General features: G+C 57.1%; 3 protein-coding genes. All 3 read left to right on the forward strand.

Annotation, left to right across the window (positions count from 1 at the left end; genetic code table 11):
• The first annotated feature begins 25 nt into the window (after positions 1-25).
• From NSU14_RS13215 to NSU14_RS13225, 3 genes are read left to right on the forward strand one after another with little or no spacing between them, the layout of a single operon-like run.
• On the forward strand, positions 26-12,409 hold the full coding sequence (locus NSU14_RS13215; protein ID WP_340945290.1) for an SDR family NAD(P)-dependent oxidoreductase: 12,384 nt from the start codon (positions 26-28) through the stop codon (positions 12,407-12,409).
• A complete protein-coding gene (locus NSU14_RS13220; protein ID WP_340945292.1) occupies positions 12,406-16,215 on the forward strand; it encodes a beta-ketoacyl synthase N-terminal-like domain-containing protein in 3,810 nt (1,269 codons plus the stop codon). Before NSU14_RS13215 ends, NSU14_RS13220 begins: the two co-directional genes overlap by 4 nt.
• Positions 16,216-25,461 carry an SDR family NAD(P)-dependent oxidoreductase gene (locus tag NSU14_RS13225; RefSeq protein ID WP_340945297.1) on the forward strand — a complete coding sequence of 3,082 codons (9,246 nt, stop codon included), beginning with the start codon at positions 16,216-16,218 and terminating at the stop codon, positions 25,459-25,461.
• The last annotated feature ends 6 nt before the right edge of the window (positions 25,462-25,467 follow it).

Below are 25,467 nucleotides of genomic sequence, written 5' to 3' on the forward strand. Positions count from 1 at the left end.
AGGAAGAGAAGTGGAGGCTAAACAGATGAGCAATAATGGCATACATAGCGGCGAACGCCCTTTTTATCTGTTTCTCTTTTCAGCCAAGACCCGGGAGGGCCTGATTCGGAGACTTGCGGATCTAAAAGAGTGGATCAAGGAAGAGGCGGACGCCAGTACGGATGTCGGAAATATCGCCTACACGTTATCCGTCGGCAGAAGCCACTTTCCCGAGCGGGCGGCCGTGATTGCCGGCGATCTGCAGGAGCTGGAAACGGAGCTGCTGCGCACCCTGGAGGCGCTTGCTGCGGATACGGGCAGTGCCTCCCGCGTGCTGCGGCGAAACCAGAACGGGCGTGAGGATCAGCGCAGGCTTGATGACATTGTGGGGAAAGGATCAGCTGGCGGGGCAAACGGGGCTTCAGTCTCCCGGCAAGCGCTGGATGAGGCCGCAGGACTGTATATGGAAGGCTGCATTTGCAGCTGGAACGTCTTGTACAGCGACCGCCAATATAACAAAATACCGCTGCCTACCTATCCGTTTCAGAAACACAAGTATTGGCTGGAGCTGAACACGGCAGCGCCTTTAGCCGCAACAGGAGGCGCTGCGGTACAAGCGATAGGCCCGGTACTGGATAACAACCAGTCTACGGTGCATGAGCAGTGTTTTGCAAAAAAGCTGACCGGCACAGAGTTCTACCTGAACGATCATATCGTATCCGGCCATAAGCTGCTTCCGGGTGTGGTCCAGCTGGAGATGGCCTTGTCCGCTGCGGCCGCTTCACTGCCGGGTACAACGGTCCGCAGGATAACCGGTGTTGTCTGGGCTTACCCGATCCAACTGGAAGACGGCGAAGCCGCTAAGACTGTGCAGGTGCGCCTATATCCGGGGGAAGCGGAAGCTGAACTAGATTATGAGATTACAAGCCTGTCCGAAGGAAATACGGTCGTTCATAGCCAGGGCAGTATCAGTTACACAGCGGAAGAACCGTCTGGTAATCTGCTGGACACCTTGGATATTACCGCGCTAAGCCAAGGGAAGACGCGCGTCAGCGGAACCCAAATCTATGACAAGTTCAGACAACATCAGTTGCTGCTCGGCCCGTCCTTTCAGTCGATAACCGAAATGTTTGCCGGGGAGACAGAAGCGTTAGCTTTCATCGAACTGCCTGCACATTTGCGCGAAGGCTTCAAGGAATATACGCTGCATCCCACCGTGGTTGACGGAGTACTGGAAGCGGTCATCGGGCTGGTCAGCTCTCAGGAAGAACTGGAGGATGCGGTGGCACTGCCGTATTCTTTTGACAAGCTGGAAATCTTCGGGAGCCTGCCGGCGAGCTGTGTATCCTATGTGAAAAAGCTGGAGTCCGCCAATACCGGCGGTGACCAGGAGTTCGACGTCGTGCTGGCCGACGGGCAGGGCCGGGTCCTGCTGAAGTTCACCCGCTTTGTACTGAAGGTCTTCCATCAGGGAAGACAGCAGAGCACGGAGGAGATGAGCTTTGCCTACGAGTGGAAGGAGAGCGGTACGTCCCTTCCGCAGCAGGATACTATTCAAGGTGATGTGCTCTTATTTACCGGGCACTCTGAGCTATATAAGGAATTTGCCAAGGCCAATAATCATGCTGATTCAGGGCTGTTAACTATTGTAGAAGCCGGTGCCGAGTATCATCAGGACGGAGAAGCGCATTACCGGATTAACCCGGAGCAGCCGGCCGATTATACCCGTTTGATTCGTGAATTGAAGAACAGAGGCTGTACGCTGGAGACCATCGTGTATGAACAGCCGGAGGTCGCTGCTGCTTCTGCCGGGGCAGCTGCCGCCGGAGCTTATCTGCACCAGCTGTATCTGGCCCAGTCGCTGATGGCTGGCCAGGAAAACCGGCATACCCGGGTGATCCAGTTATGCCGGGGCGGGGAGAAAGAGGCTGTACCACCGGAGCTTGGAGCACTGAGAGGATTCAACAAAACACTCAGGCTGGAGCATTCCAAACTGCATTTCAGCACGCTGTTCACCGGACAGGCCAGCACGGAGGAGATATACCGGATGGTTGCCGCCGAGGTCCATTCAGCTGACGATGAAGTGCTGTACCAGCAGGGCAGAAGGTATGTTCATGCACTGAAGGAGATTGCACTGCCGGAGAAGGAAGCCACGCGGGATATCATCCGGCCGCAGGGCGTGTACCTCATTACTGGCGGACTTGGCAAGCTGGGGCTGATTGTGGCGGAGCATCTTGCCGGGCAGGTTCAGGCCAAGCTTGTGCTGATTGGCAGATCCGCACTTCAGCCGGGGCAGGAACAGCAAATCGCCCGTTTGCAGAAGCTCGGGGCAGAAGTGCTGTACGTGCAGGCGGATATTTCGCAGGAACAGGCAGCAGCAGCGGCTGTTGCCGAAGCAAGGAGCCGGTTCGGCAGCCTGCATGGCATCATTCATGCGGCGGGAGTCACCCGCGATGCACTTATCCAGGTGAAGGACGCGGAGCAGGCCGGCGAAGTGCTGGGGTCAAAGGTTCAGGGGCTGATCTATCTCGACCAGGCAACGCAGGAGGATAAGCTGGATTTCATAGCGGCATTCTCCTCAATAGCTGCGGTCACGGGAAATACCGGGCAGAGCGATTACGCGTATGCCAATGCTTTTATGGACGAATATATGCTGTCCCGACATGCCTTGGTGCAGTCGGGTCACAGATACGGAAAGTCCATCTCCATCAACTGGCCGCTCTGGAAAGAAGGGGGGATGCAGGTAGAGGAACAGACTCTCTTGTTCTTCCGGAATACCGTGGGTCTGAAACCGCTGGAGACTGCGGCGGGACTGGGCTATTTCGAGGCAATCCTGAACGGGAATGTACCACAAATATTACCGCTTCAGGCAAACCGCAAGAAAATCAGCGGCATTCTGGGCCTTGAATCAGCGGCTTCCGGTGCAGCTATAACCGGAGAAGGAGCCGGTCTCCGGGCGAATCTGGCGGCCGACTTACTGGAGCAGACTCAGCAAGCCATCACCAGAGTCATCAGCCGCTTGATGAAGCTGGATGAAGCTGTGATCCATCCCGATCAGGATTTGGGCGAATACGGAATGAGTTCCATTACGTTCACGGATGCGGCGGGTGCGGTCAATGATACGTTCCAGGTGCGGATGACACCGGCGGTCTTTTTTGAATATCCGACGGTCCGTGCATTATCTGCCCATCTGGCGGAGAGCTATCCGGACGAATTGGTTGAATATTTCAGTCACGGAGCCATTCAGGCAGCTGTAGCCTCTGTTGATTATGGGCCGGTTAAGGCGGGGACCTCCGGCACGAAGGCCAGACAAGGGTGGAAGGTGATTCAGCCGGAGTCAGCCGGAGCCGTCAAACGCGAACCTGTTGCCATTATCGGGATCAGTGGAGCCATGCCTGAGTCGAGGGATCTGGAGACATTCTGGGAGCAGCTGCGGCAGCAGAAGGATATGATCTCGGAGATTCCCGGCGACCGCTGGGATACTCAGGAACTGAACCGGCTGAAGGGCCGCGGCCCGGACAAGCCGATCTCCGGCTGGGGCGGCTTCATGAAGGACATCGACAAGTTTGACCCGGGCTTCTTCGGCATTAACCCGCGTGAAGCCGATCTGATGGACCCGCAGCAGCGGATATTCCTGGAAACCGTGTGGTCTACCCTTGAGGATGCCGGATATAAAGCTTCGGCATTGTCAGGCAAGAAGGTGGGGCTGTTCGTCGGGGTCTCTACGAATGATTACAGCACTCTACTGCAGGACAACGATATCGAGATAGAGGCTTATTCTTCCACAGGCAGCTCTCACTGCGTACTCGCCAACCGGATTTCTTACCTGCTCAATTTCCGCGGCCCAAGCGAGCCGATTGATACGGCCTGCTCCAGTTCCCTGGTGGCCGTGCACCGGGCGGTGGAGAGTATTCAGAACGGCGACTGCGAACAGGCGATTGCCGGCGGTGTGAACGTGATTGCCGCCCCAACCCTGCACATATCCTTCAGCCGGGCAGGCATGCTGTCACCGGACGGACGCTGCAAAACCTTCGATCAAAGCGCAAACGGCTATGTGCGCGGAGAAGGTACAGGAGCTGTTCTTCTCAAGCCGTTAAGCCAGGCCGAAGCGGACGGGGATTATATTTACGCGGTTATCAAAGGAACGGCGGTCAACCATGGCGGCAAGGTCAGCTCGCTGACGGTGCCGAATCCGAAGGCGCAGGCTGAGGTGCTGGTGGAAGCCTACGATAAAGCCGGAATTTCCCCGGATACCATCGGTTATATCGAAGCGCATGGCACCGGCACCAGCCTGGGTGATCCGGTGGAGATTAATGCACTGAAAAGTGCTTTTAAAGAGCTGTATCACAGACGCGGAATCCAGGCGACCCGGGAGCGGTATTGCGGACTGGGCGCGGTCAAGACCAATATCGGCCACCTGGAGGCCGCCGCAGGCATTGCCGGAATCCTGAAGGTTGTGCTGGCGATGAAGCATAAGACTTTACCGGGCAACGTTCACTTTAACCAGCTGAATCCGTATATCGAGCTTGAGCATTCGCCTTTTTATATCGTGGAGAAGACGCAGGAATGGACAACGCTTGAAGATGCGCCAAGACGGGCAGGGGTCAGCTCCTTCGGCTTCGGCGGAGTGAACGCCCATGTGGTATTGGAGGATTATACGCCTGCAGCCGCCATGGATTCTTCCGGTTCTGGTTCCGGTTCCGGGCAATCCGGGGAGTCGGGGCAGGGTAACGTGATCATTCTATCCGCAAAGACCAAGCCCCAGCTTCAGCAAAAGGTGCAGCAGCTTCTAAGTTACCTGACGCTTCATGGTGATAAGGAAGAGCTTACGCTGCATAACATCGCCTTCACGCTGCAGACAGGAAGAGAGGAAATGGCGGAGCGTATGGCTTTTGCCGCCGCCGGCAAGGAGGAGCTGGTGAACATTCTGCACAGCTGCCTCTCCGGGCCGGAACAAGCCTATGCAGTGTGCTACGGTCAGGTATCCGCACAGCCTGCGGCTGCACCATCGCTGTCCGCCAAAGCCGGAGACCGGTTATCGGCGCAGCCGGTTACAGCCTTGGAGCTTTCGGAGTTACCGGAACACTGGACCTCCGGAGAGGCGGTTGACTGGAGCCGCCTGTATGTGAACCGGAAGGGCAGACGCATTCCGCTGCCGGTGTATCCTTTTGCCAGAGAAATCTGCTGGGTCCGAAAAAATACACGCCGTATCGCTCCCAGGCTGTCTTCCGCAGAAACGGCTGCCGCCGTACTCCATCCGATGGTTGACAGCAATGTCTCCACTATGGAAGAGGAGAAATTCCGAACGGTACTTCGGCTGGATCAGTTTTTTGTGAAGGATCACGTGGTCGGCGGCAAGGTTCTGATGCCTGGGGTAGCCTATCTGGAGATGGTAAGAGCTGCTGCCGATTTGGCGGGAATCACCCCGGTAACGGGGCTGAAGGATGTCAGATGGATTAAGGCTGTGGAGCTGGAGGAAGACCGGAAGGAAATTTACACCTCTTTCCGGCTTGTTGAATCAGGAGAGCTGGAATACCGGGTGTTCAGTGAAGCCGGGGATCAGCGCGTTCTGCACTCCTCGGGGATAATTTTGCAGGAGACAACGCCTTCCGCCCAAACGCTGGAGATTGCGAAGATCAAGGAGAGAAGTACATCCACCTTCGATCATGCACAGTGTTATGACCATATCTTCAAGGGCGTCGGCTTCGATTATGGCCCTGCTTTCCGGGTGACGAAGACTGCTTACAGCTCTGTACAGGAAGGCTTGTCCGAAATTTCTCTGCCACAGCATCTTGAGGCGGATTACGCCGACTATGTGCTGCATCCGTCGATCATCGACGGTGCGGTGCGGTCGCTCTCATGGGCAGGAAGACGCAGCGATGAGGACTTGACGCTCCGGGTGCCGTTCGCCCTGGACCGTATGGAGCTGGTCGGTGAGGTTCCCCGGCAGTGCTACGCCTATGCGAAGCCTGCAGAGGGGGCAACCGGTACGGATGATGAGGGAACGCGGAAGTATGATATCCGGATTACCGACATGGAAGGCCAAGAGGTTGTGCGGCTGTTCGGATTCTCAATTAAGCATTACGCATCAGCCAAAGGAGTTGCACCCGTGCAAGCTGCCGGTTTATCGCTGTATGCGCCGGAATGGATAGAGGCTGGTCTGCCGCAGGAATCCGCTGCGCTGTCCTCTATTATAGTGTTCGGCTCAGCGGCTTTGGCCGTTTCTATCCGTGAGCAGGCTACGCAGCAAGGCTTGGCGCCAGACCGCTGTATTCAGGTTCAGGCAGGGGCCGAATATGCCCGGCTGAGCAGCACAGAGTATGTGATCAACCCGGGACAGGCAGCGGATTACCTCCGGTTACTGGAAGCTTTGAACACTCAGGGCGTGGAGCTACAGCATATTGTGCATGGCTGGAATGTGAATGCCGTTGCCGGGGCTGGGGATGCGCTGGAAGATACGGGAAGTCTGCAAGTTGGGCTGGCGGAATTTCTGGAGGCGCAAATGGATCAAGGGCTGTATTCACTGCTGCATCTCTTGCAGGCGGCGGCAGCATCGAAGCCGATGTCCAGAATCAGATGCTTATATGCCTATGACAGTGCGGAACATGTGCTGACGCCGCTGAATGAAATGGCTGCCGGATTGGCCCATTCAATCTCTGCCGATCATCCGTTGTTCCAATTGAGTCTTGTTCAGCTAAATACAGAGGCCCCGGCAGAAGCCGCAGAGCGGTTGGTCCAAGAATTACTGCCGCCGCAGCTTGCCGGCGGGACAGAAATCAGATACGACGGCGGTGCACGGTATCTGCGGAAGCTCCTTCCGCAGCCTATGCTTCACCAGGCCGGAGAATCCAGGTTCATCAGAGGCGGTGTCTATATTATTACCGGCGGCACCGGAGCACTCGGCATGCTGGTGGCGGCTGAACTGGCCGCTACGGTTCAAGCCAGGCTGGTGCTGGCCGGAAGGCAGCCGGTGGATGCGGCCATTCAGGCGAAGCTGGAGCATTTGGCGGGACTTGGCGCAGAAGCGGTCTACCTTCAGGCCGATGTTGCCGACATGGGTGGTGCAGTCCGGTTAATCGGACAAGCCAAAGCTCGCTTCGGCGGGATTAACGGCATCCTTCATTGTGCCGGAATCGGTGAGACGGTGAAGGCAGCGGAGAGCAGCAAAGCAGGCTTTGCCCGCATTCTCGGCCCCAAAGTCAGCGGGACCCTGAATCTGGATCTGGCCAGCAAGGTTGAAGCGCTGGATTTGTTCATCCTGTTCTCGTCCACCTCTGCACAGATCGGGGATATGGGAGCAGGCAGCTATGCGGCTGCCAATAGCTTCATGGACCGCTTTGCCGTCTATCGTGACCGTCTTGCCGCACAGCATCAGCGGCAGGGCAAGACCGTATCCATCAACTGGCCGCTCTGGCAGGATGGAAGATATCAGGTTGCCGCAGCCCAGCAGCAGGTGCTGGCCGATTATTACGGCATGCACCTGCTGGACAGCAGAACAGGCCTGGATATTCTGGAGGCTGTGCTAAAAGAGGATGTCGTGCAGGCCTTCGTCGGCTACGGCGATCCGCACAAAATCGCCCGGGCGCTCGGTATAAGCGGAACAGGTCAAACTGGTCAAGCTGGTCAGGCGGCCACAGCGGCGCAGTCAGCAAGCAGCAGCGTTGACAGCGGGGAACTGCTGGTACGGACGCAGGCTTATCTTGTCAGCCTGCTTGCCAAGACTCTGGGCATCTCGAAGGAACGGATCGGCCAGACTTCGCCGCTGGATGCCTTTGGTCTGGATTCGATCATGATTCTGGAGCTGAATGAGTCGCTGCAGCGCGATTTCAGCGGACTGCCGACCACATTATTTTACGAATATAACACGGTAGAATCGCTTGCCGGTTACTTCACCGGGCATTACGGAGCACAGCTTGCTTCCCTATTGAAGCTTGAGCAGCCGCAGAACCCGGAGGCGGTGAAGACGCCGGCAAAATTGCCGGTAAATCCGCAGGGCGGACGCTTCCTGCCGAAGGCAGGGGAAGCTGCACCGCCGGTAAGAAACGCGGTGAACAACGGCGGTATGGATATTGCGGTCATCGGCATGGATGGCAGATTCCCGATGGCGGGCAATATCTCCGAGCTGTGGGACAACCTGAGGGAAGGCCGGGACTGCATTACTGAAATTCCCGCTGACCGCTGGGACTACACGCGGGACTACGATGCGGAGAAGGGCAAGAAGGGCAAAATTTACACCAAATACGGCGGTTTTATAGATGATGTGGACAAATTCGATCCGTTATTCTTCCAGATGACACCGCGGGATGCCCAGTTGACGGACCCGCAGGAACGGTTGTTTCTGGAATGCGCCTACCACACCGTCGAGGATGCCGGATACACCCGTGAGAAGCTCGCCCGCTCCAAGGTCGGTGTTTTTGTCGGCGTCATGTATGGACATTATCAGCTAATCGGCACAGAAGGCTACGCCTCAGGCAATCTGGTAGCGCCTAACTCGTCCTTCGCGTCCATCGCCAACAGGGTGTCGTACTTGTTCAACTTCCAGGGGCCGAGCATGGCGGTTGATACCATGTGCTCCTCCTCGCTGACCGCGATTCATCTGGCCTGCGAGAGTATCCGCAGCGGTGAGAGCGAGGCTGCGCTTGCCGGGGGCGTCAATGTGACGATCCACCGCAACAAATACGTGTTCCTGTGCAGCCAGCGCTTCGCCTCCAGTGAAGGCAAATGCCGGGCCTTCGGCGAGGGCGGAGACGGTTATGTAGCCAGTGAAGGCGTGGGGGCAGTTCTGCTCAAGCCGCTCAGCAAAGCCATAGAAGACGGAGACCATATCTACGGAGTCATCAAGGGCACGGCAGTGAATTCCGGCGGCAAAACCAGCGGCTACACTGTGCCGAATCCGGGTGCTCAGGCTGCGGCTATTGCCGAGGCCCTCCGCAAGTCGGGCGTACATCCCAGAACAATCACCAGTCTCGAAGCGCATGGCACCGGGACTTCTCTGGGCGACCCGATTGAAATTGCCGGACTGTCCAAGGCGTTCGGCCAGTACACGGACGAGAAGCAGTTCTGCTCGATCAGCTCGGTCAAATCGAATATCGGACACCTGGAATCTGCCGCCGGGATTGCCTCAGTAGCCAAGGTCATGCTGCAGATGAAGCACCGGATGCTCGCACCGTCGATTCATACGGAGGAACTGAACAGCGGCATCCATTTCGAGGATACGCCGTTCTATGTGCAGCGAAGCCTGGACCGCTGGGAGCAAGCTCCGGGCAGCGGAGAGATGCGCAGAGCCGGCATCAGCTCCTTCGGGGCAGGCGGAGCGAACGTGCACCTGATTGCCGAAGAATACGTACCGGCACAGGCTGCTGCAGAAATCGCCGGAAGCAAGCTGATCGTATTGTCCGCCAAGAACCGGGAACGTCTCATGGAGAAGATTCATGAGCTGCACCGCTTCCTGGAGGCACCGCTTCCTGGAGAATACACACTGGCAAATATCGCATACACGCTGAGCACAGGCCGGGAGGAAATGGAGGAACGGCTGGCTTTTGCCGCCTCCACACTGGACGAACTGAAGTCAGCCCTGCAAGCTATTGCGGCAGGTGTTGTCCACGAAGGTGTACACCAAGGAAATTCGGCGGCAGCGCTAACGAACGGAGCCGCCATTCTCGGGAATGACCCCGAGGATATCGCTTATATCGCCGCGCTGGCCCGCAGGAATCAGCTGGAACGGATTGCGAAGCTATGGGTCCTCGGCACGCCGATTGACTGGAGTCTGCTCTTTGCAGGCTATAAGCCGCAGAAGGTTTCCCTGCCGCTGTATCCTTTTGCCAGAGAACGATATTGGCTGGAGAACACGGGCAGCGGCAGCACGGGAACAGCTGTAACAGCAGCGAACGGACAACCGGGGAACGGGCTAATGCCTGAAGGGCTGCTCTCCCTGCACCCGCTGCATCCGCTGGTGGATGTCAATATCTCCACACTGCGCGAGCAGCGGTTCCGCAAGCGGCTCTCTGTCGAGCAGTTCTACCTGCGGGATCATATCGTTGCGGAGCAGATGCTGCTGCCCGGTGTCGCTTACATTGAGATGGCCAGAGCTGCAGGTGAAATCGCCGCCGAAGCCACGGTCAGCGCGGTCCGGGACATTGTCTGGCTGAAGCCGGTAGTGATGACAGAGGATTCCATGGACCTGGATATCGTTCTGGAGCCTGAAGGGGAGGCCGTGCATTATGAAATCTTCAGTAATGCCCGGAGCGGCAAGGTTGTGCATTCCAGAGGCGTTCTGGAATTCGCTGAGATGCCTGCATCCCGGAGAAGCCGGAGCCTGGACCTGGATGGAATCAAGGGCCGCTGCCCGGGCCGCAAGGATAAATACGAATGCTACCAGCATGTATTCAAAGGAATTGGCTTCGATTACGGTCCTTCCTTCCAGGTGACGGAAGAGGTGCTGAGCGGGAAGGAAGAGACGCTGGCCCGCTTGTCCCTGAATGAGGCCTACAGAGCCGCATTGCCTGAATTTGTACTTCACCCGGCGTTATTCGACGGGGCGGTACGCTCGGTGGCCGCAGGCAGGGATGAAGCAGGCAGAGCCACGCACATTCCGTTCTCGATGGGGAACATCGGGATATTCGCACCGATTCCTGCCGACTGCTATGTGTACACCCGGGTGAAGGAGCAGCCGGGAGAGAACAATCAGGGATTGAACATTTTTGATATTGCCATTCTCGACCTGGACGGCCATGAAGTGGTCAGAATCGAGGATTTCATCGTCCGGCCGTTTGCCGGGAAGCCGGAAGGCCGTCGCCCGGAGGAGGAGATATTCTACTATACTCCGGTCTATGAGAATGAAGCGCTTGTCCCGGTAATGGGCGCAGAGCGGCGGAATGTTCTGATCTTTGGCGAACCGGCAGGCGGCGGGGGCAACGGTGATAAGGATGCCACTCATCCTCCGCTCCATATGTTGCCAAGCGGAGCAGACGGCTGCGTCTGGATTACACCGCATACGGAATACCGGGCACGTCAGGGAAATCATATGGCGATTAACCCGCAGAGGGAAGCGGATTATGTGAGACTGCTGCAGGAGCTGCGGGAGAGCGGCTTTGACGCCACCCATGTCCTGCATCAGTGGGCAGGAACGGCAGCGCCGCTGCCGCTGACTGCGCTAAGTGATGACATGATCCAGCCTGTGCTGACACAGATGCTGGAGAACGGCGTATTTTCCGTTGTCTCACTGTTCAAAGCCTTCGTCCAGGTGTACGGACAGCAGCCGCTGAAGCTGCTGTTCATCTACCGGACAGACCAGGGAGCTTTCTCGGCTCCTCATGAACTGCTTGCCAGCTTCGCGAAGTCGATTGTAACGCTGCACCATAAGTTTCAGATTGCCAGCGTATCGGCGGATGACCATACAATCAACGGTGCGGGCTTCCAGGAAAGACTTTATCAGGAGCTGTTCTCTTCAGAGAACACAGGTCATGCGGATATCCGTTATACCGGAGGACAGCGGCAGGTGCGGAAGATCAGACCGCTGGAGCATGGCGGCAGGAAGACGGCTGCTGCATCCCCCGTGACTTTTAAAGAGAACGGTGTGTATCTGATTCCAGGCGGTACAGGCGCGCTGGGCATGATTTTTGCCAGATATCTTGCCCGCACTTACCGGGCCGCCGTTATTTGCACCGGCAGACAGCCGGCAAGTGAACGGACAGATGTCTTTATGGCGGAGCTGGAGCGGATTGGAGGAGAGGGCCGTTATCTTCAGGGCGATATCGCAAGCGCCGGGGATGTGAAGAAGATCATGGGCAGCATCAAGAACGAGTTCGGCGTGCTTGACGGTATCATCCACTGTGCAGGCCAGGGCGGATCAGTACCAGTAACGGAAGCGGACCGCGCGGCAGGCCGGGAGATCATGAATTCCAAGGTACAAGGCTTGATCCACCTGGACCTGTTCAGTACGGATTTTGATCTCGGTTTTCTGATCCTCTTTTCCTCCATTTCGGTGGAGCTGGGTGATCTGGGCGTTGGTTATTATGCCATGGCCAACAGCTTCATGGACCGTTATGCACAGCTTAGAAATGAATCAGTGTCACAAGGGAAGCGCAAGGGCCAGACGATTTCGGTCAATTGGCCGCTGTGGAAGGACGGGGGATTTGAAATTCCCGAGAGTGAGTCGGCGTTCTATTCCAGCTACCTGGGCATGAGCATGATGGATGAGGATACGGGCATCCGGGCTTTTGAAGCCATCTGCCAGGCGGGCAGCGGTAATATCATAGTTGCTGCAGGGAACAAGCCCAAGATTGATCATGCGTTCAAGCTGGAAAAAAACACACCGGTGCAAGAAGTTCCGCTAGAGGATAAGGGGGCCATTGTTGACCTGCTGACCCGGCTGCAGGCCGGAGAGATGAGCGAAGCGGAAGTGGAACAGTGGATGGGGGGCCTACGATGAGTGACGCAAACCTGGAAATGGGCAGAATTCTGGAGCAGATCAAGCGGGGAGAGATAGACCCCGAGCAGGGCTATACGCTGATCCGGCAGCTGAAAAGCCAGCCCGCAGTGCCAGCAGACACCAAGCGGACAACCGGATCAAATGCAGATGCACAGGGAGGCCAGGGGCTGCATGACTATGCTGTCCAGTATTTGAAGGGGCTGCTCTCGCAGGTCATCGGTCTGGACACAGACCGGATCAATGCGGGGCAGAGCCTGGAGGAGTATGGGGTGGATTCGGTGGCGATTATGGAGATCAACTCGCTGCTGGACAAGGATTTTCCGAATCTTCCGAAGACGCTGATGTTCGAATACGGTAACTTGGCTGAGCTTGCCGGGTATTTTGTACAGAATCAGCGGGAGCTGCTGGAAGGGCAGGCCGGGTACCGGCAGACCCGCGAGAATCACCAGGCGGCCAAGCCCGCCGTACCGGCGGCAGACCTTGCACCGGTTCAGAAGAAGAGTGAAGAACCTTCGAAGAAATACAGAACCTTCGTAACGCCCGGCAAGAGCCGGGACCAGGAAGTGGAGCAGGCTCATCCGGCAAAGGACGGGGGGATTGCGATCATTGGCATCAGCGGCGCTTTTCCGGGTGCCCGTAATCTGGATGAATTCTGGAATAATCTGAAGAACGGTGTGGACTGCATTTCCGAGATTCCGCCGCAGCGGTGGGATCACAGCCGATTCTACGATCCGGAAAAAGGCAAGAAAGGCAAAGTGTACAGCAAGTGGGGCGGTTTTATCGACGAATATAACTGCTTTGATCCGCTGTTTTTTCAGCTGACGCCAAGGGATGCAGAGCAGCTAGACCCGCAGGAACGCCTTTTCCTGGAGAGTGCACACAGCGCCATTGAGGATGGCGGATATACCCGGCAATCCCTGTGGAGCAGTAAGACAGGTGTGTTCGTCGGTGTCATGTACGGCCACTATCAATTGTACGGAGCGGAGGAGACCGCCAAGGGAAATACTCTGACACTCAGCTCGTCGTATGCCTCCATCGCCAACCGGGTGTCCTATTTCTTTAATTGGAACGGGCCCAGCATTGCGCTGGATACGATGTGTTCCTCGTCGCTTACCGCGCTGCATCTCGCCTGCGAGAGCATTTACCGGGGAGACAGCGAGATTGCGATCGCGGGGGGAGTGAATGTCACCATTCACCCGGATAAGTATCTGTTCCTCTGCAATCAGCGGTTCGCCTCGAGTGAAGGCAAATGCCGCGCCTTCGGCAGCGGCGGAGACGGGTATGTGCCCGGCGAAGGGGTGGGTGCACTGCTGCTGAAACCGCTCGCCAAAGCAATGGAGGACGGAGACAACATCTATGGGGTGATCCGGGGAACCTCGATTAACCATGGCGGCAAGACGAACGGCTACACCGTTCCCAATCCGAATGCCCAGTCGAATATTATCGCGGAGGCGCTGCGCAAATCGGGCGTCCATCCACGGCATATCAGCTATATGGAGGCACATGGAACGGGAACCGCGCTCGGTGATCCGATAGAGATCAGCGGCTTGACCAAAGCCTTCAGAACCCGGACGGCAGATAACCAGTACTGCGCGATCGGCTCGGTCAAAAGCAATGTCGGTCATCTGGAATCGGCGGCCGGGGTGGTCTCCATCATTAAGGTGCTGCTGCAAATGAAGCATAAGCAGCTTGTACCCTCGCTCCATTCCGAGGTGCTGAATCCGAATATTAACTTTGCGGAGACCCCTTTCTATGTTCAACGACGCCTGGAAGAGTGGAAGCCTGCCATTATTGAAGAGGGGGGCGTGTCCAGGGAATGCCCGCGTTACGCGGCGGTAAGCTCATTCGGTGCAGGCGGCACGAACGTGCATGTCATCCTGGAGGAATACAAGGGGAAGCCGGAAAGTGTCTTGTCCGCACCGCACATTGACCGCGGCTGCGGGCCGTACATCTTTATTTTATCCGCCAAAAACAAGGAACGGCTGAAAGCTTATGCCAAGCATGTCCTTGATTACATTGATCTGCACACGGTTTGGCAGGGAAATGCGCCGGAAGAGATCAGCAGCACTGCACTTAGAAAATATGTGATCGCCGACATCACCGCCTGCTTCCTGCAATCGGCCCTCCTGCCTGCATACATCAGCGCCCAGGAGGCCATTGAGGAATACGGCCTGTCCAAAGAAGAGCTGATGGCTGCTGCGGACGCTCTTTATGAAGCTTATCCGGTCCGGCTGCCTATGGGCCTCCTGACGGGCAGCGCCACGATTGAAGGCATTGCCGGTCATCTGCTGGAGCAGCTGGGTTCTGCAGCCATTGCGGCCAGACATGGACTTGGAGCGGGAACGGCAGAATCAACGGAAGATGTGGAAAGCGCAATAGATGCGAACCGTACGGCCGCCTATGATTTCCGCCTGGAAGAGCTGATCTATACGCTTCAGGTTGGCCGGGAGCCCATGGAAGAAAGACTGGCGATCGTGGTATCCGGCACGCAGGAGCTGAGGGAGAAGCTGAGCCAGTTTCTGGCCGGCAGCCGCAAAGTCTCCGGGGTCTATGCGGGAAATATCAGCTCCGGCAGCGAGATCCGCGATGTTTTCACGGAAAGTGAGGAAGGGGAAGCCTTCCTGCTGTCCCTGGTGCAGTCCGGCAAGCTGAGCCAGCTCTGCAGACTGTGGGTTAGCGGGGTGAGCTTCAACTGGCAGCTGCTGTATGCGCAGAGCAAGCCGGGTAGAATCTCCTTACCGACTTATCCGTTCAACCGGACACGCTACTGGTATAACTCGACGGAAGCCGCTGCAGCAGTATTCAGCAGCAAACCCGCAGCCCTGGCGGCGGTCATCGATTCCAATGAATCTGTATTTGAGGAGCAATGCTACAAAAAAAGCTTAAGTGCAGCCGATGCCTACCTGCGCGATCATGTGGTCCAAGGCCGGATGGTGCTGCCGGGAGTGGTCTATCTCGAAATGGCCTGGCGGGCAGGGGCGCTCTCCAGCCGGGAGTGGAAGGTGCAGTCGGTTACCGATGTGAAATGGCGCAGAACGCTGGAGCTGCCGGCAGACAAGGATGTCCAGGACATCTTTGTGGGGCTGGTTGCCCAGGAAGACGGGATCGGAGCCAATATCTATTCCCTGAACGGGAACGGTCAAAGAGTACTGCACTGCACCTGTACGGTGAATTATACGGACGGTGAAACCGAAGCCGCAGATGCGGATGCTGTGGATATTCCGCATATCCTCCAAACAGCCAGCCGCACCCTTTACCGCGAAGACTGTTATGAGCTGTTCTCGGCTCACGGAATGAAGTACGGCCCCAATCTGCGGACCATTGAAGCGGTATATACCGGAGATCACGGCACCTTGTCCAAGCTAACACTGCCGGTACACACGCAAATGCCGCTTCAGGAATATATCCTTCATCCCGGATTTGCTGACGGAGCGATGCAGACAGCATTGTATTCGGTGCTCAGCGGCCAGCGGCAGAATGGAACCTTTGTCCCGTTTGCCCTGCAGTCTGTAGAGGTCTACAGACCGTTCACACCTGTGAGCTATTGTCTGGTTGCGCCTGCCGCTTATGCGAAGGAGCAGGATATGCAGTTCGATTTGCTGCTGCTTGACAGCTCAGGCCTTCCGGCGGTGCGTTTCTCCTGTCTTTCAGGAAGAGATTTGACGTCTTCTGCGCAGAACACGAGGGCGGCGGAAGCAGAGTCGGCTGCTTTGGCGGGAACTGCGCTGCTGGATGAGATGCTGACCAAGCTGCTGAACGGAGAAGCCGGGGTAGATGAAGTTGAGAGAATGCTGGGGGGAATCTAAGTGAGATCAATTATTGAAAGGATCGCCAGCGGAGCCATCTCCAAGGAGGAAGGCCTCCGGCAGATTGCGGCGCTTAAGCGCTCGGATAAGCAAGTGCTCCTAACCTTCACCAAGACTTTGGCGGAACAGCCGCTTACAGACCTTAAAGGGGATTCTCTCGGACATGTGCTCGTTCTGGCAGCCGATAGGGGGCTTGAGCCCAAGCTGCGCGGCCAGTTTGCCTCCTTGTTCCAGACGCTTACGTTTGTGACGGCGGATGAAGCAGGCACCGGGGCGGAAACAGGTCAGGACAGGCTTCCTTTGCAGGATCAGGAGGATTATACACGGCTGCTGTCCGGCCTGGAGCGGCAGGGACGTTTTCCCGGCAGCATTCTTCATCTCCTGTCCCAGGAGGAAGTGGCCGATGGAGAGGCGGATGCTGCCATGGAGAGCGGCGTATATTCAATGTTTGCGCTGACCAAAGCCCTTTTGTCCTTCAAAAAACGCGCAAAGGTTAATATCCTGTTCCAATATAAACAAGCGGAGAATCACGCGGTGCATGCTGCACTGGACGGTTTTGTGAAAAGTGTCATGATCGAGAACCCCGGCCTGCTGTACAAGACGGTATCCACCGATCTGGGCCGCGAAGCTTTTGACCCGCAACTGCTGGAGCAGCTGCTGCTGGAGCTTGGCTCCATGCAGAACGGCCACCGGGAAATTCATTACCGGGGTTCCCGGCGGTATGTGCCGGTTTTTGAACGGTATACTGCTCCGGCAGATCACCTCCCTGTACAGCAGCAAAGTCCCGCAGCTCATCCGGTCTACCTCATCACAGGCGGTCTGGGTGCGCTCGGCTACACGTTGGCCCGCCATTTGGCGGATACCTGTTCAGCCAGCCTTATTCTAACCGGAAGAACGCCGCTGAACCGTGCGCTGGAAGAGAAGCTGCAGGCGCTGCACAGAAACGGTAATCAGGTGAGGTATGTCTGTGCTGACGTGGCAAGTCCAGCCGATACCCGGGCGCTGCTCTCCGAAGTCAAAGCCAGCTTCCCCCGGCTTCATGGCATCCTGCACTGTGCCGGAATGACCAGTGATTCCTTCATCCTGCATAAGGAGCGGGAAGAGCTTGAACGGGTGCTGGCCGCGAAAGTTGCCGGTACGCAGAACCTGTATGAGGCATTTGGGCAAGAGCCGCTGGAGTTCATGCTGCTGTTCTCCTCCATCTCCGCCGTGACCGGCAATGTGGGGCAATGCGATTATGCTTACGCCAACAGCTTCATGGACCATTTTGCCAATGAAAAAAGAGCCGCTGCCGGTGTAAAGATACTCTCGGTCAACTGGCCGCTGTGGCAGGAGGGCGGGATGATGACGACAGCGGACAGCCTGGACATTATGCGGAGGAACCTTGGGATATCGGTCCTGCCTACGGCCGAAGGACTGGATGCATTCGATAAGCTCAGCTGCCAAATGGCGGAGAATGCCTTAGTACTCTACGGCGATGCTGCACGGATAGAGCAAGCGGTAGAGGCAATCAATTATCCGCAGCAGGGGGACAAGCCAAGGGCTGACACGGCGGTTTCCGGTGGCGGAGCTGTATTATTGCCTGAAGCATCACCCGCTATATCTATAGATACGGAGGCGCTGAAGCAAGGCGCGGAGCAATATTTGAAAAATATTTTCATCAAAGTCACCAAAATCCCGCCGCATGCGCTGGGCCTGGATGATTCGTTCGAGAAGATCGGCTTTGATTCCATTATGGCGATGAGCATCAACGAGGAGCTGGAGGCCAGCTTCGGCGAGCTTTCCAAAACGCTGTTGTTCGAATACCAGACGCTGCGGGAATTGAGCGAATATTTCACTGAGCAGCACAGGGAGGCACTCGCCGGTCTGATTGAGCCTCCTGCCGCCAAGAAGGCTGCTGTGCCGCCGCAAGGACTTCGTTCAGATGTGCGTCCGCAGCTCCCAGGCAAAACGCCTATTCCGCCTAAGCGGATTCAGCCTTCCGCAAACGCCGGGCAAGCTGCCAGGCAGCGGGACCGCAGCCGGGTGAATGAGGATATTGCGATCGTCGGCGTCAGCGGAAAATTCCCGATGTCCCCGGATCTGCAGGTCTTCTGGAATAACCTGCTTCAGGCGCAGGACTGCATTACCGAGATTCCAGCAGACCGCTGGAGCATTGACGAATATTACACTACCGATAAGAATCAGCTCGGCAAAATGTACTGCAAATGGGGCGGATTCCTTGACGATGTGGACCGCTTTGACGCTTTGTTCTTCAATATATCGCCCCGGGAAGCGGAGATTATGGACCCGCAGGAGCGGCTGTTCCTGGAGTGCGCCTACAGTGCCATTGAGGATGCCGGATATACACGTGATACGCTGGGCAGCCGCAAGGTCGGTGTTTTTGCCGGTGTGATGTATGGCCAGTATCAGCTCCTGGATGCCGAGATTGACGGCAATAAAATCGCCTTATCCTCCGTCTATGCGTCGATTGCCAACCGGGTGTCCTATCATCTCAACCTGAATGGACCGAGTATCGCACTGGATACGATGTGTTCCTCGTCGCTCACTTCGATCCATCTGGCCTGTGACAGCATCCGCAGGGGCGAGAGCGATTTTGCCATCGCGGGGGGTGTGAATGTCTCCATTCATCCCGATAAATACATATTCCTAAGCCAGCAGAAGTTCGCGGCCAGTGATGGGCGGTGCAGAAGCTTCGGTGAAGGCGGAGACGGATATGTTCCCGGGGAAGGCGTTGGCGCTGTTCTACTGAAAACGGTGGACCGGGCAGTACAGGATGGCGATCATATCTACGCCGTAATCAAAGCCAGCTCCATCAACCATGGCGGCAAAACCACAGGCTATACCGTGCCGAATCCGACCATGCAGGGTGCGGTGATCCAGGAGACCTTGCAGGCTGCGGGAATTCATCCGCGTACGGTCAATTATATTGAAGCCCATGGCACAGGAACCTCGCTCGGTGATCCGATTGAAGTCAGCGGACTGGTCAAAGCATTCAAGGAGGGGACAGGTGACAAGCAGTTTTGTGCCATCGGCTCAGTGAAGTCCAACATCGGACACTGCGAATCTGCAGCCGGGATCGCGGCCATCACCAAGGTGCTGCTGCAAATGAAGTACGGCGTGCTTGTTCCCTCGCTTCATTCCGAGGAGCTGAACGGCCACATTAACTTTGAGGAAACGCCTTTTTATGTGCAGCGGCAGACGGGGCCGTGGGATCGTGTGTCGCTGCCGGAAGGCGGAGGTCAGAAGGAATATCCGCGCCGGGCAGGGGTCAGCTCCTTTGGGGCAGGCGGAGCCAACGCGCATATTATTCTGGAGGAATATATCCCGGCCCCGCAGAGCAGCAGTCAAGACAGCAAAGGCAGCGGAGAGCCGCACATCATTGTCTTATCCGCCAGAGCGGAGGACCGGCTGAAGGCTTACGCGCTGAAGCTGGCACAGTATCTGGAGTTGCCAGAAGCGGAAGCGGCCAGTCTTAAGGACATTGCCTATACGCTGCAGGTGGGACGGGAGTCTTTTGCAGAGAGGCTGGCGATCATTGCCGGTTCGGTCTCCGAGCTCAAAGCGCTGCTGGACGAATTCAATCAGGGCCGATTGCCGGGCGGCAAGGTATACCGTGGCAATGTCAAAGGCTTCAAGGATTATATCGAGCTGTTCAACGCGGGTCAGGCGGGAATCTCTTATGTAGACCTGCTGCTGGACGGCGGCAATACCGGTAAAATAGCCCAGCTCTGGTCCCTGGGACTGGATGTGGACTGGCGGAAGCTCTATGAAGCAGACAGCTGCACAAGAGTTCCGCTGCCGACCTACCCCTTTGCCCGGAACCGTTATTGGGTCAGCGAGGTGAAGCGGCGGGAAATCCGCATCCCGGCTCTGGTCCCGGAGGCTGCCGGTATGGGAGAGCTGGTCGAGCATAATCTGTCTACCATCGACGGCTACCGTTTCTCTTCCCGGTCTGCGGTGATCAGCAGCTGCTATGAACCCTATACCTGGCAGGGACAAGAATACATGAACAGTTTCGGTCTGCTGGCGTTTGCACGGGAGGCACTGGAGCTGGCCGGCTATAAGCAGGACGGGCTGCTGCTGGAGAATATGGTGTGGTCGGGTCTGATAGACCGGCAGCAGCTTCCGCCGGCACTGGACGTTCACATTTTCCCGGACAGGGGAACCGGAGCGGCCGAGATCCGGATCGGGGAGCAGGTCGTCTTTCAATGTGAGGCCGCTATAGGAGCGGACCTGACTGTAGATGCAGCCTATGCCACCAAAGATATTCCGGAAGCAGGACAAGGGGAGCCGGTCCTGAAGCAGGCCCGGCAGGCACTACGCTTACTCTATGGCATTGAGTCCGGACTGAAGCATGTCACCGGCTTGCGGCAAGACAAGAACATCTTGCTGGCCTTTGTTGATCTGGGAGAAGCTCCGGCAGCGGATTCCCTCTCCGCAGAGGCCGTGAATTCAGCCTGCCACACTCTGCTGGCTCTCGCTGCGCTGGAGCAGCCGCAGCATCCGGCGGTGCTGCATTCCATCCGCCAAATGTCATTCCGGCACAAGCCGTTGCAGCAATTCGTGATTCGTGCCGAGCGCATTGCCGGGGATGAATACACACTGGCTGTATTAACCGGAGATGGGGCAGTGGTCTGGATAATGCAAGGCGTTCGGCTTGCCGGTCTTCAGGCACAGGAGGTACAGGAACGGGAAACCGTCCAATATTACACAACCGCGTGGACCCCAAGTCCGCAGGAGACGGCCGGAAATCTGACCGGTAATGTGGTGCTGTTCCTGGATGATATGCAGGAGCTGCCGCACTTCAAGCGCAGCTTCGCAGCGGGCGCAAGGCTGATCTTCGTCACCACCGGGGAGCAATATGCCCAGCTTGGTGACAATCTCTACAGCTTGCGCTTTGACGACAAGCAGCATATTCATACGCTGCTGGAATCACTGCAGGCACGGCGTGTAAGCCTGACGCAGATTATATATTTGGCAGCTTCGGCTGCAATGAAGCCACGGGACAAGCTGAATCACAGCGTATACCCGCTGCTGTTCCTGACCCAGGCGCTGATGGAGAGTAAGGCTGCAGCCGGCATCCGGCTGCTGTATGCCTTCAGGGAGACAGGGGATGCTGGCAGTCTGCTAGATGCCTCAATGGGCGGATTCATCAAGACGCTGCATCTGGAGAGCCCGAATTACAACTTCAAGACCGTCTCCCTGGCAGCTTCGCTGCCGCAGGAGGAGCTTCATTCCATTCTGGAACAAGAGCTGCTGCTGGACCCTGGGGAGCAAGAGGTTCAATACAGCAGCGCGGGCCGGTTCGTCAAGCGGCTCGTTCAAGCCGGAAGTGAAGCAAAGCCCGGCACTCCGGTAACCGTCAGAGCAAACGGTGTGTACATCATTACAGGAGGGCTTGGCGGGCTGGGGCGCGTGTTCGCCGCTTATTTGGCCGAAACGGCGCAGGCGCAGCTTGTCCTGACCGGCCGTTCGCCGCTGGACCGGGAGAAGGAGGCGAAGCTCGCGGCGCTCCGGGCGCACGGGGGTTCTGCCGAATACCTCGTATCGGACGCCGCAGACGGGCAGGAAGCACGGGAGCTTGTCGGCTATGCGAAGCAGAAATACGGCCGGATTGACGGCATTCTGCACTGTGCAGGGATTCACCGGGATGCTTTTATTCTGAACAAAGAACAGGCAGACTTTGACCAGGTCATCTCCTCCAAGATCCTCAGCACACTGAATCTGGATCAGGCTGCACAGGAGGAGAAGCTGGATTTCATCCTGCTATTCTCTTCCATTACCGGAGAGACAGGCAATCCCGGGCAGGCGGATTACGCCTATGCGAACAGCTTCATGAATGAATTCGCGGTCTACCGCGAACGGCTGGCTGAAGCAGGCGCCCGGTCCGGGCGCACCTTCTCCGTGGCCTGGCCGCTGTGGGAAGCGGACGGCATGCAGCTGACCACGGAACAGCGGAGGATGCTGGAGCTGCAGACCGGCCTGACGCCGCTCCCTGTGCAGCAGGGCATCGCAGCTTTTGAATACTTGCTCCAGCAGGGCAATATCAATCCGCTGATTGTCGGATACGGTCAGCCGGAGCGCGTAAGCAGGCTGCTGGAGCGGATTAACCGCGTTGATCCGGCGGAAGCGGAGATTCACCCGGAGGAGCTCGAAGACGACAGCCTCTCTGGCACTGAATTGCTGGACCGGACGATGCACTACCTGACGGAGCTGTTCAGCGGACTGCTTAAGCTTCAGCCGGAAGAGATTGATATTACCGCCGAATTTGAGGAATACGGCATTGAATCGGTGATGGTCGGCTATTTCAACGGCAAGCTGGAAGAGGATCTCGGCGAGATTTCCAAGACCCTGCTGTTTGAATACCAGACCCTTAAGAGCCTCGCTGCACATATGGTCAGCCGCTACACCGGTGCTTTGAATAAGCTGTTCCGCGCTCACGGGACAGGCCGGGAGCTCACGGAGCAGGCTGTTTCTTCTTCAACCGCTGATTTGGCAGGCCAGCCGGTAATCTCTGCTGCCCAGCCGCCGGTATGGAAAGAACTGACCTCCTTCGCGGGACAAGGCGGGCAAAGGGGGACGGCCCATGCGGCGGCCGGGAAGGGCGAGGAGATCGCAATTATCGGTCTAAGCGGGAAATATCCGCTGGCCGGAGATATTTACGAATTCTGGGACAATATCGCTGGCGGAAGAGACTGTATCCGCGAGATTCCCGCAGACCGCTGGGATTATAAGAAATATCTGGGCGGAAGCTTCGAGAAGGTGCAGGAAGGCAAGATGTACAGCAAGTGGGGCGGGTTCCTCGATGATGTGGACAAGTTCGATCCGGCATTCTTTAATATTGCGCCGCGGGAAGCAGTGATCATGGACCCGCAGGAACGGATATTTGCCGAGACGGTCTGGTCGGCTCTGGAGGATGCGGGCTACACCAAGAAGAAGCTGCAGCGTGACGGGGAGGAGCACGGCGCGAATATCGGCGTTTTTGCCGGAGCGACCACCTATTCGTACCAGCTGTGGGGACCGGAGGAATGGGAAAGGGGCAATCTTTCGGCCATGCCGAACGTGTCGCCATGGTCCATCGCCAACCGGATTTCCTATATGTTCAACTTCAGCGGTCCCAGTCTGGCGATAGACACCGCCTGCTCGTCGTCACTTGCGGCCATTCATGCGGCGTGCGAGAGCCTGAAGAACAAAGAATGCCGCCTCGCGGTGGCGGGCGGAGTGAACTTATATCTGCATCCTTATAAATATGTGCTGATGTGCCAGACCAAAATGCTGTCTCCGACGGGGAAATGCCACAGCTTCGGCGATGCCGCTGACGGCTTTGTCCCCGGCGAAGGGGTGGGGGCCGTTCTCTTAAAGCCTCTGAGCGAAGCCATTAAGGATAAAGACCATATCTATGGCGTAATTAAGGCGACCGGAATCAATCATGGCGGCAAAGTCAGCGGTTATACCGTTCCGAATCCGAATGCACAGGTCAGCCTGATCTCCAAGGCGCTGAAGCAGGCGGGAGTGGATGCAAGCAGCCTCTCTTATGTCGAGGCGCACGGTACAGGGACCAAGCTGGGAGATCCCATCGAGATTAATGCGCTCAATCAGGTATTTGCTGAAGCGAATCCGCCCAAGCAGTCCTGTGCCATCGGTTCGGTCAAATCCAATATCGGCCACCTGGAAGCGGCAGCAGGCATTGCCTCCATTACGAAGGTGCTTCTGCAGATGAAACACCGGCAGCTTGCCCCTTCCATCCATGCGGAGCAGACCAATGCCAATATTGATTTTGCCAATTCCTATTTCCGTGTACAGCATGAGCAGGCACCTTGGACGGTGACCGGACCGGACGGATCAGCCGTAAGGCGGGCCGGTGTCAGTTCCTTCGGGGCCGGCGGAACCAATGCCTATGTGCTTATTGAGGAATACAGCGCTGAAGTCCAGGCGGGTGTGCCTTCGGCACAGCCTGGTTCCGGCAACGGACACAGCAGCGATGCTCAGGTCATCGTGCTGTCAGCCAAGACACCGTATTCCCTGAAGCAAATGGCCGTGAAGCTGCGCTCATTCCTGGAAGGCAATCCGGATACCGCGCTTGCGGATGCCGCATACACCTTACAGACCGGACGGGAAGAAATGACCTGCCGCCTGGCCTTTGCCTGTACCAGCATCACGGAATTACAGGCGAAGCTGGACAGCTATCTGGCCGGTGAGAACCTGGAAGATATCTATTCCGGCAAGGTATCCAAGCGGACGAAAGGGACAGTGCTCACGGCCGGAGATGCTGCAGAATTGGCAGCTGAATGGGTGCAGGGGGCCGAGGTTGAGTGGCCGAAGCTGCATTCCGGCGAGGAAGTGCGGATTATACCGCTTCCGACCTATGCTTTTGAAAAAGAGCGTTACTGGATCACCCGGACCGAATCGCTGGCTTCCGCAAAGGGCGGGGAAGAACGGAAGCTGCATCCGCTGGTGGACCGCAACCTGTCCAGCTTTAGCAAGCAGCGGTACGAGACGATCCTTCAGGCGTCTGATAGGAACAGCGGACTGGCGAATACAGCGTTTATCGAGCTGTTCCGCATCACAGCAGAGCTGTCACTGGAGTCGCCCTGCCATGTGATTGAGGATGTGATATGGGGAGTGCAGCCGCAGCCTGGGGCAGCGGACAGCCTAGTGACTTCGCTGTATGAAGCTGGAGCGCACATTGAATGTGAGACAGGCTATGACAACGAGCAAGGCGACTATGTTATTTGCGCCCAGGGTAAAGTCACAGCAGCTCCTTACAGGCCTGCAGCCGCAGTAATGCCATTCCGTATGGCTGAACTGGGCGCGTCCGCTGCGTGGCCTGCGCCTAATGCCACCGCCTTTCAGCATATTGAGACTATTCATGAGCTGCGGACCGGCGCACATCAGGCAGCAATCAGCGTTCGCCTTAAAGAACCTCTGGACTCGGCGCAGAACCGGGCGCTGCTTCACTATTCGGCTGTTGAAGAACTGCTGGGTTGCCTGGTGCGGCTGGCTGCACAGGCAGACCGGGTGGAATACCGCAAGCTGCTGAGATGTACAGTGCTCGGTCCGCTGACCCGGGACGTTCAGGTACTCGCCCGGTGGCGGACGATGAGTGACGGGCTGACAGCAATTGACATCTCGATCCTTGATCCGCAAGCGCGGGTTCTGATGACCATGGAAGAGCTGACCCTGAAGCTCACAGGAGCCCCAGTCTTAGACGCAGAACGGCCGGTAGTACCGGCAACCGTCTGAACAGGG

This window comes from Paenibacillus sp. FSL R10-2771 (assembly GCF_038000205.1).
GTDB classification, from domain to species: domain Bacteria; phylum Bacillota; class Bacilli; order Paenibacillales; family Paenibacillaceae; genus Paenibacillus_AQ; species Paenibacillus_AQ phytohabitans.